At 67.6% G+C, this 14,819-nt stretch carries 15 protein-coding genes; 1 reads left to right on the forward strand and 14 read right to left on the reverse strand.

Annotation, left to right across the window (positions count from 1 at the left end; genetic code table 11):
* Positions 1–134: 134 nt before the first annotated feature.
* Positions 135–1,466: a class I SAM-dependent RNA methyltransferase gene (locus JHL17_RS03695; protein ID WP_200190705.1), complete on the reverse strand. Its 1,332-nt coding sequence runs from the start codon at positions 1,464–1,466 to the stop codon at positions 135–137.
* 35 nt (positions 1,467–1,501) lie between these two features.
* On the reverse strand, positions 1,502–1,924 hold the full coding sequence (locus tag JHL17_RS03700) for an acyl-CoA thioesterase (RefSeq protein WP_200190706.1): 423 nt from the start codon (positions 1,922–1,924) through the stop codon (positions 1,502–1,504).
* A gap of 192 nt (positions 1,925–2,116) precedes the next feature.
* Between JHL17_RS03700 and JHL17_RS03705 the strand changes: the two genes are divergently transcribed.
* Positions 2,117–2,362, forward strand: coding sequence for a hypothetical protein (locus tag JHL17_RS03705; RefSeq protein ID WP_200190707.1), 246 nt, complete (start codon positions 2,117–2,119; stop codon positions 2,360–2,362).
* 3 nt (positions 2,363–2,365) lie between these two features.
* Here JHL17_RS03705 and JHL17_RS03710 read toward each other — a convergent pair whose 3' ends face one another.
* The 12 genes from JHL17_RS03710 to JHL17_RS03765 form a co-directional block, all read right to left on the reverse strand.
* Positions 2,366–3,193: an ABC transporter permease gene (locus JHL17_RS03710; protein WP_200190708.1), complete on the reverse strand. Its 828-nt coding sequence runs from the start codon at positions 3,191–3,193 to the stop codon at positions 2,366–2,368.
* 37 nt (positions 3,194–3,230) lie between these two features.
* The gene (locus JHL17_RS03715; protein WP_200190709.1) at positions 3,231–4,115 is read right to left on the reverse strand and encodes an ABC transporter permease; all 885 of its coding nucleotides are present in this window, start codon (positions 4,113–4,115) and stop codon (positions 3,231–3,233) included.
* 132 nt (positions 4,116–4,247) lie between these two features.
* A complete protein-coding gene (locus JHL17_RS03720; protein WP_200190710.1) occupies positions 4,248–5,024 on the reverse strand; it encodes an Hpt domain-containing protein in 777 nt (258 codons plus the stop codon).
* Positions 5,025–5,153: 129 nt separating this feature from the next.
* The gene (locus JHL17_RS03725) at positions 5,154–5,699 is read right to left on the reverse strand and encodes a hypothetical protein (protein WP_200190711.1); all 546 of its coding nucleotides are present in this window, start codon (positions 5,697–5,699) and stop codon (positions 5,154–5,156) included.
* A gap of 180 nt (positions 5,700–5,879) precedes the next feature.
* Positions 5,880–7,094 carry a 5-aminolevulinate synthase gene (hemA, locus tag JHL17_RS03730; RefSeq protein ID WP_200190712.1) on the reverse strand — a complete coding sequence of 405 codons (1,215 nt, stop codon included), beginning with the start codon at positions 7,092–7,094 and terminating at the stop codon, positions 5,880–5,882.
* A gap of 404 nt (positions 7,095–7,498) precedes the next feature.
* A complete protein-coding gene (gene upp / locus JHL17_RS03735; RefSeq protein WP_200190713.1) occupies positions 7,499–8,149 on the reverse strand; it encodes a uracil phosphoribosyltransferase in 651 nt (216 codons plus the stop codon).
* A gap of 125 nt (positions 8,150–8,274) precedes the next feature.
* Positions 8,275–9,435 (reverse strand): AAA family ATPase, encoded by a 1,161-nt coding sequence (locus JHL17_RS03740; RefSeq protein ID WP_200190714.1) that lies wholly within the window; start codon positions 9,433–9,435, stop codon positions 8,275–8,277.
* A 334-nt stretch (positions 9,436–9,769) separates the two neighbouring features.
* On the reverse strand, positions 9,770–10,690 hold the full coding sequence (locus JHL17_RS03745; protein ID WP_200190715.1) for a diguanylate cyclase: 921 nt from the start codon (positions 10,688–10,690) through the stop codon (positions 9,770–9,772).
* A gap of 110 nt (positions 10,691–10,800) precedes the next feature.
* Positions 10,801–11,445 carry a phosphoribosylanthranilate isomerase gene (locus tag JHL17_RS03750; RefSeq protein ID WP_200190716.1) on the reverse strand — a complete coding sequence of 215 codons (645 nt, stop codon included), beginning with the start codon at positions 11,443–11,445 and terminating at the stop codon, positions 10,801–10,803.
* Positions 11,442–12,167, reverse strand: coding sequence for an orotidine-5'-phosphate decarboxylase (gene pyrF / locus JHL17_RS03755; protein WP_200190717.1), 726 nt, complete (start codon positions 12,165–12,167; stop codon positions 11,442–11,444). The genes JHL17_RS03750 and pyrF overlap by 4 nt, the downstream gene beginning before the upstream one ends.
* A 72-nt stretch (positions 12,168–12,239) precedes the next feature.
* Positions 12,240–12,794: a biliverdin-producing heme oxygenase gene (locus JHL17_RS03760; RefSeq protein WP_200190718.1), complete on the reverse strand. Its 555-nt coding sequence runs from the start codon at positions 12,792–12,794 to the stop codon at positions 12,240–12,242.
* Positions 12,795–12,817: 23 nt separating this feature from the next.
* Positions 12,818–14,701 (reverse strand): ABCB family ABC transporter ATP-binding protein/permease, encoded by a 1,884-nt coding sequence (locus JHL17_RS03765; RefSeq protein ID WP_200190719.1) that lies wholly within the window; start codon positions 14,699–14,701, stop codon positions 12,818–12,820.
* Positions 14,702–14,819: the final 118 nt, after the last annotated feature.

Here is a 14,819-nt window from a genome sequence, read left to right on the forward strand (position 1 = left end):
CCCCCTCACCCCAACCCCTCTCCCGCGAGGGGAGAGGGGCTTTTTCAATTTCAAACTGTGCGCCTTGTTGCAGGCGCGAGATCTGTGCATCCCGTAGCGCCCAGCGGGGGAGGATAGGTGGGGGCCTAACGTCCTCACCGTTCGAACAGTCCGACCAGTTCCACATGGGCCGACCACAGGAACTGGTCGACCGGCCAGACCTTCGTCAGGCGATAGCCGCCATCCACCAGGACCCGCGCATCGCGGGCGAAGCTGGCCGGATTGCAGGACACCCCCACCACCCGCGGCACCTTGGCTCCGGCAAGCGCCGCCGCCTGGGCCGCGGCACCGGCGCGCGGCGGGTCGAACACCACCGCGTCATACCGGTTGAGGTCCTTGACACCCAGCGGATCTTCGAAAAGATCGCGCCGCTCCACCGTCAGCCGCAGCCCCTGTACCGAACGGCCGAGCGCCGCTACCGCCGCCTCGTCGCCTTCCACGGCATGGACTGCGGCTTGTTGCGCAAGCGGAACGGAAAAAGTGCCGATGCCGGCGAACAGGTCGGCGATGCGCGCCGCTTGCCCCACCCCCTCGCGCACCGCCGCCACCAGGGCGGCCTCGCCCTCCGCGCTCGCCTGCAGGAAGGCGCCCGGCGGTGGCTGGATCGAAACGCCTGCGAAACGGATGAAGGCCGGCCGGCGGTTCGCCACCGGCTCCGGCGCGGCGCGGTCGGCGGGCTGCCAGGCGATGCGGGCGATGCGCTCCGGCTCGAAGGCAACCAGCGCCTCGCGGGCGGCGCGGTCCAGGCTGCGCGGCCCGACCAGCAGCAGATCGACCCCGCCCTCCAGCTCGGTCAGCACCACGTCGGCGCCGCCGCCGTCCGGCAGCAGATCGGCCAGCAGGCCACGCAGAGGCTCCACCAGGGCGAACAGGCGGGGCGCCAGCACCGGGCACTCCTCCAGATCGACCAGCCGGTGGCTCTGCCGCTCGTTGAAGCCGAACCAGACCCGCTTGCCGCGCTTCAGCGCGGCGAAGCGGGCACGGCGGCGGGCGGCGGCGGGCGTCCGTGCCGGCGGCTCCATCGGGACGTCGCCCAGCCCGACCCGCTCCAGCGCGCCGCGCACCATCCCGACGGTCCAGGCGGCATAGGTCGCGTCATCCATCTGCTGGAGCGTACAGCCGCCGCAGCGGCCGAAATGGCGGCAGGCCGGCGGCCGGCGGCCGGGAGCGGGCTCGATCACCTCGAGCAGCTCGGCGCGCACGCCCTCCCCTTTGCCGTCGCCGTCCGCGACACGGACACGCACCCGGTCGCCGGTCACCGTGTAGGGCACGAACAGGCGCAAACCCTCGGCGAAAGCGATTCCGTCGCCGCGCGCACCGACGTCGATGATGGAGACCTCCAACTCCCGGAACTCGGCGGGCGGCTGGGCGGTCTTGCGGGCGGGCGGGCGTCCCTTGGCGAAGGGGCGCTTGGCAGGACGCGTCATGTCTTGGTCCGTCTGGTGCTGGCTGCAGCCCCCCTTTACGCTTCCAGCAGCTTGGCGCGCAACGGTTCCGGAATCGGGGTCGGGCGGTGGGCCGCCTTGTCGACGATCACCGCCACCGCTTCCTGGGTGGCGATGCAGCGGTCGCCCAGGAAGATGGCGCAGCCCAGCGTGATCGAACTGGTGCCCAGCCGCAGGGTTCGTGCGCCAATTCGCACGATGTTGGGATAAAGCAGCTCCGCCTTGTATTCGATCAGGCTGCGGGCCAGCACGACGGTCCACGGAACCTCGTCGGTGAAGCCGCCGACCTGATGGATCAGGGCAACGCGCGCCTGTTCGAAATAGATGCCGAGGGCATTATTATTGACGTGCCCCACCGCATCCAGGTCGTTGAAGCGCACGCGCTCCTCCCACCAGAAGCGATAGAGGTCGGGGCTGGTCAGGTCGGGCGTGCCGGTCATGCCGTCTTCCTTGCCGTATAGGTCAATGCGTCCCCGGACTGTGGCGTATGGTCCGGGACGGCGCAAGCCCGGCCGCCTCGATTGCCATCCTCATTTCCGCCTCTATTTCCGTTGCGGGCCGCGAATTCCCGCGCCAATCGCCGATTGGCCGTGTTATTGGAGTCGGACCAACCCTCCGCAACGGACCGGACGATGAGCAAGGACACCACCAACCAGACGGCCGAGGCGCTGTTCGAAAAGGCGCTGTCGATCGCCGAAAAGCACCTGGACGAGGCGATCAAGGAAGGTGGCCCGCTCGGCCCCTACATCGCCGTCGCCATGATCGAGGCCGCGGTCAACGCCGCCGTGGACGAGACCAGCCACGAAGACGTGATCGACATGCTGCGCGATCTCGCCGCCCAGATCGAGGCGGACTCCGACGAAGCCGAGGAAGACTGAGCGTTACGCCGTCTTCAAGGCCACTGCGGACCCTGCCTGCCGGCGCGCCTCGCGCCGGCGCAGGATCTCGTAGACGACGGCGCCCAGGATGGTCAGCGCGATCAATACCAGCGACAGCGCGTTGACCGCCGGGGTCAGGCCGGTGCGCACCTTGGTCGCGATGAAGACGGTCAGGGTGGTGTCCAGCCCGCGCACGAACAGCGTGGTGTTGTAGTTCTCGAAGCTCTGCAGGAAAGCCAGCAGGGCCGCCGACAGGATCGCCGGCATCAGGTACGGCAGCGTGATGCGCCGGAACACCTGCCCATGCGTGGCGCCGAGGTCGAGGGCGGCCTCCTCCAGCGCCGGATCGAACCGCTCCAGCCTTGCCGAGAACAGCAGCATGGCATAGGCGGCGATGAAGCTGGATTGCGCGACCACGGTCAGGAACAGCCCGCCGCTGACCCCGAACCACTCCCGCCAGAACACCAGGGTCGAGATGCCGACGATCACGCCCGGCGTCAGCAGCGGCGACACCATCAGCGCGTAGAGGAAGGTCCTGGCCCGGCTGTGCAGACGGTCGAGCAGCAGGGCCGCCGCCAGCCCCAGCGGCACCGCCAGCGCGATCACCCCCGCCCCCACCAGCAGGCTGGTGCCCAGCGCCGCCCACATGCGCTGGTCTTCCCACAGCGCCTGGAACCAGCCCAGCGTGAAGCCCATCCAGGGCGTCACGGTGGGAAAGCGGCTGCTGTTGAAGGTCGCCGCCGCCATGATGCCCAGCGGCAGGAACAGATAGCCGAAGAACAGCACCAGATAGGCGCCGGTCAGCAGGCGGCGGAGTCGGGCGGCGGTCATAGGGGCCTTCTCATCGGCTGCCTCATGGGCTGCGAGTTCATTTCGCGATGTCCGCCAGCCCGACGCGGAACAGCCGCATCGCGCCGAGGATGAAGCCGATGCACAGCACCAGCAGGATGAAGGCGTAGGCCGCCCCCTGGTTCCAGTTCCCGCCTTCGAAGAACCAGTTGTAGATGATCTCGGTGAACCAGCGGCTGTTCGGCCCGCCCAGCAGGGCGGGCACGGCATAGCTGCCGGCCGCCAGCATGAAGGTCATGATGCAGCCGACGGCGATGCCCGGCTTGGCATGGGGCAGCACGATGCGGCGGTGGATGCGCAGCCAGCCGGCGCCCAGATCCCGCGCCGCCTCGATCTGGTTGCGGTCCAGCGATTCGATGGCGTTGTAGAGCGGGAAGACCATGAACAGGATGTAGACGTAGACCATGCCGACGATCACCCCGCCGTCGCCGCCCAGGAAGCGCTGCGGCTCGTCGATGATGCCGAGCCCCAGCAGCAGCGCGTTCAGCGGCCCGTTGAAGGCCAGGATGATGTACCAGGAGAAGGTGCGCAGCAGCTCGTTGATCCAGAAGGGCACGACCAGCATCAGGATCAGCAGCGGCAGCCGCCGCTTCGGCGCCACCTGCGCCAGGTAGAAGGCGACCGGATAGCAGACGGCCAGCGTGGTCGCGGTGACCAGCGCGCTGGCCCAGATCGTCTTCAGGAAGATCGCCAGATGGATCTGGTTGGTCCACAGGGTCAGGTAGTTCTTGACCGTGAAGACGTCTTCCGGCCCGCCGAGCTTGGACGGCGGCAGCGACGGCCGGAAGGAGAAGCCGATCATCATCAGCTGCGGCAGCACGACCAGCAGCGCCAGCCACAGCGCGACGGCCAGCAGGATCACCCCGGTCAGGACCGGGCCGTACCGGCGAAGAACCTCCGTCATTCGGGCGCTGCTCCAGCCTGTGGGACCGGTTCGACGCCTAACATGGCGGTTCCCGCCGGCGCAAGCGCGGCTATATGACGATGACGTTCAGACGAGGGGCAGCCGCCGGCTGCCTCGCTCACCCCCGCCCGATCAGCCGAGATTGTGCTTGGCCACCACCGCGGCGAAGTCGTCGCCGAAATGCTCGCCGACGCGGATGACGGAGACGCCGTGCGGGATCTCCTTCAGCGACGGGTGGTCGAGGTTCAGCGAGGTCAGCAGCGCCATCGGCACATGATGGGTCACACTCATCGCGCGCAGGCCGCGGATCAGGTCCAGGCCCGAGAGCCCGTCCATCACCATCGAGGCGATGACCATGTCCGGCGGCACCCGCACCGCGAGGCTGATCGATTCGATGGGGTCGGTCACCGTCATGGTGCGGAAGCCGCAGGCCGCCAGTTCCGTCCCCAGCTTCTTGGCGACGACCTTGGACGGGGTGACCAGCATGATCTCGACGTTGCGGACGTCGACGTCGGTGACCTGGAACTCGTAGCGCACCGGCAGGGCGCGGATGATCCGGTTGGTCTCGGCCAGCAGCGGCTGTTCGGCGCGGTCGACCAGCTCGGAGATGCGGTCGATGAAGATCTGGGCGTCGACCAGCTGCTTCTCGTCCAGCCGCTTCAGGCCGCTGAGGTAATCCTCCAGACGGTGGGCGACGAGGCTGACGGTGGGATAGCCGAAGCTGGTGCCCATGCCCTTGAAGTTGTGGGCTTCCAGCCGCAGGACGCCGATGGTTTCCACATCGGTGCGCTGGCCCTTCACGCGGTCCGCCAGTGTCGCGTTCATCAGCTCCAGCCGATCGCGCGCGTCGTCCACGAACTCCATGCGCAAGCGGTCTTCGAGGTCGTCGGTCGACAGGGGCGAGGCCATGGAACGGATTCCGGATGAGGAAGAGGTACCCCGAAGGTACACCAAAACCCGCCGCCGAAACAGACGCGGCGCGCCCTTATGCCGAAGGACGCGCCGCGCATGATGGAAGAACCGATTTCCCGGAAAGGATCAGAGGCGGGCGAGCAGCCCCTGGAACCAGGCCAGACGCTCTTCGGCCTGGGCGATGTCCAGTTCCAGCCAGGAGGCGAAATGGCCGGCGCTGCCGACATTCGCCCGCTTCAGGTCGCCCAGCCGGGCCAGTTCCGTCTCGCAGAGCGCCACGAGATTGTCGATCTGGTCGCGCTGCGACTCAGGCTCCAGCAGATGCAGGAAGCGCAGCTTCAGCGCGATGACCAGCTTGTTCAGCCCATCGGCCGACGGCGCGCGGACATTGGCGCGCATCAGCGTGTCGAACTCCGCCCGCCCGGCCTCGGTCGGCCCCAGCAAGGCGTTGTCTTCCATGCCGCTGCCGTCCAGCGCCTCGATCAGCCCCTCGTAGCGCAGCATCTCCAGCGAGGTGCCCATCAGGTCGAGCGACGGTCCCATCATGCGGTCGAGGAAATGGCGGACGGCGCCCGCCAGATCGGCATAGCGCAGCGGCCCGCCCTGGATCAGCGTGCCCAGGACGACGAGGCGCACGGCCTCCTTCGGCATCAGCGAGTTGTCACGGTACATGGCGAACCCCCTGGGCGATGCCCCGGATTGCAGGATGGACGGGCAAAGGAAGCGGCCGGTCCGCAGCAAGGAAACTGCGAACCAATCGCAACACTACCCCTCAAAGTAGGGGCGCGCACGCCATCTGTCCAGGGGGCAAAACGTCCGTATCGCCGAAGGGGTCTTTCGAACCGCCTGCCGTCAGGCGGCGAGCCGCAGGTCGAGCCGGCTCCACACGTCCAGCAGCGCGTCGACCAGCATGCCCATCTGCGCGTCGGTGTGCAGCGGGGTCGGGGTGAAGCGCAGCCGTTCCGTCCCGCGCGGGACGGTGGGGTAGTTGATCGGCTGGACGTAGATGTTGTGCCGCTCCAGCAACTCGTCCGAAGCGCGCTTGCAGCGGTGGGCGTCGCCGACCATCAGCGGCACGATGTGGCTGACCGACGGCATCACCGGCAGCCCGGCATCGGCGAACATCCGCTTCAGCGTGGCGGCGCGTTCCTGGTGCCGCGTCCGCTCGGCCTGGCTGTTCTTCAGGTGGCGGATGGAGGCCAACGCACCCGCCGCCAGCACCGGCGACAGCGAGGTGGAGAAGATGAAGCCGGCGGCGAAGCTGCGGACGCAGTCGATCAGCGCGGAGGAGCCGGTGATGTAGCCGCCCTGCACGCCGAAGGCCTTGCCCAGCGTGCCCTCGATTATGGTCAGCCGGTCCATGACGCCGTCGCGCTCGGCCACGCCGGCGCCGCGGGCGCCGTACATGCCGACGGCATGCACCTCGTCGAGGTAGGTCATGGCGCCGTGCTTGTCGGCGACGTCGCACAGGTCATCGATGGGGGCGATGTCGCCGTCCATCGAATAGACGCTCTCGAAGGCCACCACCTTGGGACGGCCGGGGGCGATGCCCGATAGCAGCTCGTCCAGATGCCTGGGGTCGTTGTGGCGGAAGATGTGCTTCTCGGCGCCCGAGTTGCGGATGCCGGTGATCATCGAGTTGTGGTTCAGCGCGTCCGACAGGATCACGCAGTTGGGCAGGATCTTGCCCAGCGTGGTCAGCGTCGCGTCGTTCGACACATAGCCCGAGGTGAAGAGCAGGGCCGCTTCCTTCCGGTGCAGGTCGGCCAGTTCGCGTTCCAGCAGCACATGGTAGATGTTGGTGCCGGAGATGTTGCGGGTGCCGCCGGCGCCGGCGCCCACCTCGTCCAGCGCGTCGTGCATCGCCTTCAGGACGGTCGCGTGCTGGCCCATGCCGAGATAGTCGTTGGAACACCAGACCGTGACCGGACGCTCGTGCCCGTTGGAATCGCGGAAGGTTGCCGTCGGGAAGTTGCCCGCGTGGCGCTCCAGATTGGCGAAGACCCGGTAGCGGCCGTCCTGCTTCAGGGTCGCAATCTGGTTGCGGAAGAAAGTTTCGTAATCCATCGCGCGTTCCCGTTCGCATTCGTCCACAAGGGTCGGCTGCACCGGTCGAAGGCATATGGGTTAGGCCGTTCGCTCGGCGCATCGAGAGGATGGCATGATCATCGCCGACATGCCACCCAGCATTGATCGAAATCAAGCCGCCGACGGATGGGACCTTCGCACAAGCGACGGGCTGCCATGTCCCGCGGATGCCACATGTCGGCCTCCCGCCGATAGGGACCGCGAATGGCCATGACTTGATCGAGGCCTTGGAAATATGGGCTGTACTGTCTCTATGACCATGACGACAGTGTGGGAATGTGCGGTCTTGTCTGGCGTGCTCCACCCGCAATTGGGACGATCACACGCTTGTGCCTGATCGATAGGCCGGCGCCCGCAGCCGGGCGCCGATCCCCCCATGGCGTTTACTTGGTGCCGAACATGCGGTCGCCGGCATCGCCCAGCCCGGGGACGATATACGCGTCCTCGTTCAGGTGGCTGTCCAGCGCCGCGGTGAAGACCTTCACGTCCGGATGCGACTGGTGGAAGCGCAGCACGCCCTCGGGTGCCGCGACCAGCGCCATGAACCGGATGTCGTGGTCGTCCACCCCATGGCGGTTCAGCACGTCGCAGGCATGGGCGGCGGAATTGCCGGTCGCCAGCATCGGGTCGACGACGATGAACAGCCGCCCTTCGGCCGGCGGCAGCTTCACCAGGTATTCGTGCGGCTGCTTGGTCTCGTGGTCGCGGTAGAGGCCGATATGCCCCTCGCGCGCCGACGGCACCAGTTCCAGCAGGCCGGCCGACATGCCGAGCCCGGCGCGCAGCACCGGCACCACCGCCAGCTTCTTGCCCAGGATCACCGGCGCGTCCATCGGCTGCAGCGGCGTCTCGATCCGCTCGGTGGTCAGCGGGATGTCGCGCGTCAGTTCGTAGCCCATCAGCAGCGAGATCTCGCGCAGCAGGGTGCGGAACCCGCCGGTCGACCGCTCCTTGTTCCGCATATGGGTCAGCTTGTGCTGGATCAGCGGATGGTCGAGGATGAACAGGTTGGGAAATTCGGGCAGGGTGCGCATGGAATCCGGATCGCGGCTGACGGTGAGGATGGCCCGATCCTACCGCGCCTGGGGCACCGGGGCCAAGGGGGCTGCACTTGGAGCATCGAGCAGAGCCATCCTTGGACGGAGCGCAGACACTGCTTTCAGCCTTGTCGCCGCATGAACTCGGAGAAAAGCGGCACGCTGAAGTCCAGATATCCATGGTCGGAACTGAAGATCATGCCTTTTGAAATGATGCTTGCCCGAGCCGGTCCGAGGGATTGCTGGGAACGCCCCATCACCTTGGCAATGTCCGCCATCGCATAGGGTCCATCACCAAGTCGCGCCATTGCTTTGACAAACTGAACCTCGGCCTTCGTCAGGCGGTCGATCCGAACCTTGAAAAATCCCTCGTCCAGCCTCGCAAGCGTCTCTGCATAGGCGTTATCAACATCGGCGAAGGTAATTGCCGGTCCCTCCGCATTGTCCCAAACGACTGAGGCCCACTCTTGGATGAAGAAGGGATAGCCCTTCGTGCGTTCGAATATCGCCTGCAGCGCTTCCGGTGTGATCGAGGCATCTTCCTCAAGAACCGGCTTCTCGACGGCTTGTCCGGCCGAAACAGGATCCAGCGGCCCCACGGACGGATATTGGAATAGCCGTTCCGAGTATGATTTCGCCTCCCCCGCCAAACGAGCGATTTGCGGGAGACCGGCACCAACCATCAGAACGGGCAGGCCATCTTGCGATATGCGGTGGAGCGCGACGATGAGCGCCGACAGATCGGTTTCGGACAGATATTGAACCTCATCGATCAAAAGCAGCCAGCCACGCCCCGCAGCTTGGGCGGCCTTGCCGATTAGGATGAAAAGGTCCGGTAAGTCGTATTGAAGGTCACCGGTTTCCACAAGCCCAGGCTCGGGCTCCACACCCACTTCGACACCAGCCATCTCAATTTTAAAGATCGATGCAAAATTTCGCAGGCCTTTGAGACCGCGTGTCGCCAGATGCCTTGCCGATTCCACTCCCGACAGGGATCTCATGACTTTCCGCATTTCCGGAAATATGAGGCGGGCCAGACTTTCTCCTTCCGGGGATTCAACCCGGGAGACAAGCAGTCCTTCCTGCTCGGCGTGCCGACCGATCTCATTGAGCAGCACGGTCTTCCCAACACCACGCAAGCCCAGCAGCATCATCGAGCGCGCGTTTCTTCCCTTCACAGCTCGGCCGCAGGATATCCTCGCCATATCGAGGATGGCGGATCGTCCAGCGAGTTCTGGAGGGCGGCTACCGGCGCCAGGAGCGAATGGGTTGCGATAGGGCAATCGGGCGAAGCCTTGAGTTCCCTATATCAGGAAACTCGTCATCCCCGCGAAGGCGGGGATCCAGGCTTTCCCACAAGGTTCGTTCTGCGAACTCTGGATCCCCGCCTTCGCGGGGATGACGGGAAATCCTATAACCAAGACTACGGTCCTTCACCCGATTGCCCTGGGGTTGCGATAGGGATCCATTGGTCCTCCGCAAGTCGTGTGCTAACTAGCGGTTTATAGCGGAGTCTAGCATGAAAGACTAGACTCGCTTAGTTATTCCTAGATGGTCCCATCGGCCCAGGTTGTTGTCCAGCTGGAGGGTAAAGCGGAAATTCAGGAAAGGGCCGAACTACCCCCGCCCCGCCTTCACCGCCACCGGCTTGGGCACCGGCTTGGCTTCCGGCCGGTCGATGCCATAGCGGATCACGCGGTTGCGGCCGGAATTCTTGGCTTGGTAGAGCGCGCGGTCGGCGCAGACCACCAGATCCTCGACGGTCAGGTCGGCGACCGCCTCCACCAGCCCGAAGGACGCGGTGACGGGGACCAGCCGGCCGTCGGGGAGCGTCACCGGCGAGCGCATCAGGTCGATGCGCAGGCGCTCGATCACCGCATAGCCCTCGTCCAGCCCGGTTTCCTTCAGGCAGACCAGGAACTCCTCCCCGCCCATGCGGAAGGCCTCGTCGAAGCTGCGGACGCCGCGGCTGATGACCGCCGCGGTCGCGGCCAGCACCCGGTCGCCGACGTCGTGGCCGTAGCTGTCGTTGATGCCCTTGAACTTGTCGATGTCGCACAGCGCGACGCAGAAGGGCTGGCCGGTGCGGCGGTAGCGGTTGTGCTCGCTCTCCAGCGCTTCGCCCATGCCGCGCCGCGTGCGCAGGCCGGTCAGCGGATCCAGCCCGGACGCCGCAGCGGCGAAGGCGCGCTCCATCCGGCGCAGATGCAGCATGAATTCTTCGAAGCGGCCGACCACCCCTTCATATTCGGCCTCGGTCGGCAGCTCGCCGGCGGACGCCTTCAACAGGATCAGCCGGGCCTGCCGGTGCATCTGCTCATGCAGGTTGGCCAGCTTCTGCACCGCCGGCTGCTGCAGCAGGTCGTCGCGGCTGGCCGCCTGGCACCAGGTGACGAAGGAGGCCGGTGCCGATGCCCGCTCGCCGCCACGGCCGTCGCGGTAGAACACGGCACGCTGCCACTGGCCGATCCAGCGCAGATGCTCGTCGAGCACGGCGCCAAGCGCCTCGGTTGTGGACGGAGTGGTCGAATCGCTCATCAGCGCATCCTACCCGACGGCGCAAGGTCCCGCCATGCGACCAAGATAAGCCGAAGCATTCGTCTAAAACAGGACGCTATCGCGACAGACCCGCGCTATGAGGCGCAGCCCTAAAGCGCGGCGACCGCCGACAGGAAGGCGCGGACCAGCGCCGGATCCTTGTGGCCGGGACGATCCTCGACGCCGGACGAGACGTCGACCGCAGTGGCGCCGGTGACCCGCACCGCCTCCGCGACGTTTTCCGCCGTCAGCCCGCCCGACAGCATCCAGGGCCGCGGCCAGCTGCGGCCGGCCAGGATGGTCCAGTCGAAGGCGATGCCGTTGCCGCCGGGCAGCGCCGACACCTTGGCCGGCGGCTTGGCGTCGAACAGCAGCCGGTCGGCGACCTCCGCCGCCTCCAGCGCCGCGGCCAGATCCTCCGGTCCGCCGATCTTGACCGCCTTCATCACCGGCAGGGCATAGCGGCCCTTGACCTCGGCGATGCGGCGCGGCGTCTCGGCGCCATGAAGCTGGATCAGGTCGAGCGGGACCTGCCCGGTCACATGCTCCAGATATTCGTCGTCGGGATCGACGAACAGCCCGACGGAGCGCACCCCGGTCGGCAGCAGCCGGGCCAGTTCCGCCGCCATCGGCGGGGCGATGGCGCGCGGGCTGCGCGGGTAGAAGACGAAGCCGACATAGCGCGCCCCGCCGGCGACGGCAGCGCGCAGGCTTTCGGGCTCGCTCAGCCCGCAGATCTTGGCGGCGACGCTCATGCGGTCCCCCCAGAGTTGCCATGGATCTCCGCGACGATGCGGCGGGCGGCGGCGGCAGGGTCGGGCTCGGCGGTGATCGGACGCCCGATCACCAGATGGTCGGCACCGGCGGCCAGCGCCTCCGCCGGGGTCATGAAGCGCTTCTGGTCGTTGGTGGCGGCCCAGGCCGGGCGGATGCCGGGCACCATCAGGATGAAGTCGGGACCGCAGGCCGCGCGCACCAGCGCCACCTCGGCCGGCGAACAGACCACGCCGTCCACCCCGGACGCCTTGGCCAGCCTGGCCAGCCGCACCACCTGCTCGGCCACCGGCACCGACTGCCCGACCGCACCCAGATCGCCCTCGTCCAGGCTGGTCAGGACGGTGACGGCCAGGATCTTCGGCCGGCCGGCGCCGGCGGTGGCCGCCGTCTCCGCCGCCGCCCGCATCATCGCCGGACCGCCGGAGCTGTGGATGGTCATGAAGGCCGGCTTCAGCGGCAGCGCCGCGCGCACGCCGCCCGCCACCGTGTTGGGGATGTCGTGCAGCTTCAGGTCGAGGAACAGCGGCGGCCCATCCTCCCCCACCACGGCGCGGACGCCGGCCGGCCCCTGGGCGATGAAGAACTCCAGCCCCAGCTTGATGCCGCCGACGGCCCCCGCCACCTGCCCGGCGAGGCGGCGGGCGGCGTCGATCTCGGTGGTGTCGACGGAGCAATAGATGCGCGAGGCTGGCGCGGTCATGGGAGGCGGTCTCCAGAAACCCGGATGAGGATGGTCCGGCACCCTAGCAAGGGATCGGCTTGGGCGCCAGTTTCAACCCCTCTGCTCGGCCGTCCACCGCTCCAGCGCCGCGAACAGCCCGGCGGCCGTGGCGCAGGCGGCTGCGAGCGCCGCCGGGTCGGCAAGCTCGTCCTCCAGCCGCAGCATCAGCGCCTTCCAGGCCCCGACCATGTCGAGCCCATCCGATGCCAGGAAGCGGGCGCCGCGCCGGGCGTCGTATCCCAGCGCCCGGGTGATCCCCGGCAGCATCGCCCGGCCGCCATGGGCCGAGCCGTCCAGCACGTAGCGCGCCGCCAGCCGGGCCGGCGCGCTGTCCAGCGCCGGCAGCGCCGTCATCTCCGGCAGCGCGTCCGGGTCGGTGCCGAGAACCCGCAGATCCTCGCGCAGCAGCGCCAGCCGCGCCGCGCCCTGCCCCTCCCCCAGCGCCCGTTCCACCGGCGCGTTGAAGCCGTAGAGCACGGCCAGCGCGCGGGCATACTCCTGGTGCGTGACGTCCGGCCGGACCAGCGGCCGCAGCACCGCGGCCTTGTCCAGGCGGTCGTGACTCTCCTGCGTCGCGTCGCGCAGCGCCTGCCTTGCCGGTCCCATGATCCTGTGCTCCCCGGTTTCGGTCAGGTCGGCGCCAGAACGCCGGGCAGCGGTGCCGGACCCCCGGTCGATGCCTGGCTGGCTTCCTGCTGCCGCGTCCACAACGCCGCATAGGCGCCGCGGGCGGCCAGCAGGTCGGCATGATGGCCGCGCTCGATCACCCGGCCGGCCTCCAGCACCAGGATCTCGTCGGCGTCGATCACGGTGGACAGCCGGTGGGCGATCACCAGCGTGGTACGGCCGCGGCTGACCTCGCGCAAATTGGCCTGGATTTCGCGTTCGGTGTGGGTGTCGAGCGCGCTGGTCGCCTCGTCGAACAGCAGGATCGCCGGGTCCTTCAGGATGGTGCGGGCGATGGCGACGCGCTGCTTCTCGCCGCCGGACAGCTTCAGCCCGCGCTCGCCCACCGTGGTCTGGTAGCCGTCGGGCAGCGCCATGATGAAGTCGTGGATGTGGGCCAGCCGCGCCGCCCGCTCCACCTCCGCCGGGCTGGCGCCGGGGCGGCCGTAGGCGATGTTGTAGAAGACGGTGTCGTTGAACAGCACGGTGTCCTGCGGGACGATGCCGATGGAGGCGCGCAGCGAGGACTGGGTGACGTCGCGGATGTCCTGCCCATCGATCAGCACCCGGCCGCCGTTGACGTCGTAGAAGCGGAACAGCAGCCGGCTGATGGTCGACTTGCCGGCACCCGACGGGCCGACGATGGCGACGGTCTTGCCGGCCGGCACGGTGAAGCTGACATCCTTCAGGATCGGCCGGCGCGCGTCGTAGCCGAACTCCACCCCCTCGAAGCGCAGCTCCGCCCCGTCGACCGCCAGCGGCCTGGCGCCGGGATCGTCGGCCACCTCGCGGTCGACGGCCAGCAGGGTCACCATCGACTCGATGTCGATCAGCGACTGCTTGATCTCGCGATAGACGACGCCGAAGAAGTTCAGCGGCTGGTAGAGCTGCAGCAGATAGGTGTTCACCAGCACGAAGTCGCCCAGCGACATGCTGCCGTCGACGATGCCCCTGGCCGCCATGCCCATCACCACCGCCAGCCCCAGCGAGATGATCGCCGACTGGCCGACATTCAGCAGCGACAGGCTCTGCTGGCTGCGCACCGCCGCCTGCTCGTAGCTCTGCAGCGCGCCGTCATAGCGGCGGGCCTCATGCTCCTCGTTGCCGAAATACTTGACCGTCTCGTAGTTCAGCAGGCTGTCGATCGCCTTGGTGTTGGCCTTGCTGTCGGTGTCGTTCATCAGGCGGCGGAACTTGATGCGCCATTCCGACACGAAGAAGGTATAGAGGATGTAGCCCATCACCGTGACGAAGGTGGCCAGCGCGAACCAGACGCTGAACAGCTTCCACAGGATGGCGCAGACCAGCGCGATCTCGACCAGCGTCGGCACGATGGAGAACAGGGTGTAGCGCAGCAGCGATTCGATGGCCCGGGTGCCGCGCTCCAGCGAGCGGGTCAGGCCGCCGGTCTGGCGCTCCAGGTGGAAGCGCAGCGACAGCGCGTGCAGGTGCCGGAACACCGACAGCGCCACCCTGCGGATGGTGCGCTGCGCCACCGTGGCGAAGACGGCATCGCGCAGCTCGGCGAAGACCAGCGAGGTGACGCGGGCGAGGCCGTAGGCGACGATCAGCCCCAGCGGGATGGCGACCGCCGCCCCCGGACCGGCGGTGCCGCCGGCGGAGGCGGGCGTCAGCGCGTCCACCGCATGCTTGTAGAAGATCGGCACATAGACGTTGGCGACCTTGGCGCCGATCAGCAGCAGCATCGCCAGTACCACCCGGACCCGCGTTTCCAGGGAGTCGCTCGGCCAGATGTAGGGACCCAGCGAGCGGATGGCGGCGCGCAGGTCGCCGGACGGGCGGGTGAAGGCGCTGGTGTCGGAGGTCGGCGGAAGACTGCGGCGCATCGGGCTCTTCGGTTGTCTTTTCGGGTCGCGGGAAACCAGCCCAGGAAACAGGCCGGGAGAGGGCGCCGTCCCGAAAATGCTGCACAGGCGACCTAACCTAGGGACCGGTGCCGCATCG

It is taken from the genome of Azospirillum endophyticum (assembly GCF_016595245.1).
Lineage (GTDB): Bacteria > Pseudomonadota > Alphaproteobacteria > Azospirillales > Azospirillaceae > Azospirillum > Azospirillum endophyticum.

What these genes read in the sequence shown, in the direction of transcription:
- JHL17_RS03695 (WP_200190705.1), bottom strand. Translation starts at nt 1,466, where the DNA reads ATGACGCGTCCTGCCAAGCGCCCCTTCGCCAAGGGACGCCCGCCCGCC.
- JHL17_RS03700 (WP_200190706.1), bottom strand. Translation starts at nt 1,924, where the DNA reads ATGACCGGCACGCCCGACCTGACCAGCCCCGACCTCTATCGCTTCTGG.
- JHL17_RS03705 (WP_200190707.1), top strand. Translation starts at nt 2,117, where the DNA reads ATGAGCAAGGACACCACCAACCAGACGGCCGAGGCGCTGTTCGAAAAG.
- JHL17_RS03710 (WP_200190708.1), bottom strand. Translation starts at nt 3,193, where the DNA reads ATGACCGCCGCCCGACTCCGCCGCCTGCTGACCGGCGCCTATCTGGTG.
- JHL17_RS03715 (WP_200190709.1), bottom strand. Translation starts at nt 4,115, where the DNA reads ATGACGGAGGTTCTTCGCCGGTACGGCCCGGTCCTGACCGGGGTGATC.
- JHL17_RS03720 (WP_200190710.1), bottom strand. Translation starts at nt 5,024, where the DNA reads ATGGCCTCGCCCCTGTCGACCGACGACCTCGAAGACCGCTTGCGCATG.
- JHL17_RS03725 (WP_200190711.1), bottom strand. Translation starts at nt 5,699, where the DNA reads ATGTACCGTGACAACTCGCTGATGCCGAAGGAGGCCGTGCGCCTCGTC.
- hemA (WP_200190712.1), bottom strand. Translation starts at nt 7,094, where the DNA reads ATGGATTACGAAACTTTCTTCCGCAACCAGATTGCGACCCTGAAGCAG.
- upp (WP_200190713.1), bottom strand. Translation starts at nt 8,149, where the DNA reads ATGCGCACCCTGCCCGAATTTCCCAACCTGTTCATCCTCGACCATCCG.
- JHL17_RS03745 (WP_200190715.1), bottom strand. Translation starts at nt 10,690, where the DNA reads ATGAGCGATTCGACCACTCCGTCCACAACCGAGGCGCTTGGCGCCGTG.
- JHL17_RS03750 (WP_200190716.1), bottom strand. Translation starts at nt 11,445, where the DNA reads ATGAGCGTCGCCGCCAAGATCTGCGGGCTGAGCGAGCCCGAAAGCCTG.
- pyrF (WP_200190717.1), bottom strand. Translation starts at nt 12,167, where the DNA reads ATGACCGCGCCAGCCTCGCGCATCTATTGCTCCGTCGACACCACCGAG.
- JHL17_RS03760 (WP_200190718.1), bottom strand. Translation starts at nt 12,794, where the DNA reads ATGGGACCGGCAAGGCAGGCGCTGCGCGACGCGACGCAGGAGAGTCAC.
- JHL17_RS03765 (WP_200190719.1), bottom strand. Translation starts at nt 14,701, where the DNA reads ATGCGCCGCAGTCTTCCGCCGACCTCCGACACCAGCGCCTTCACCCGC.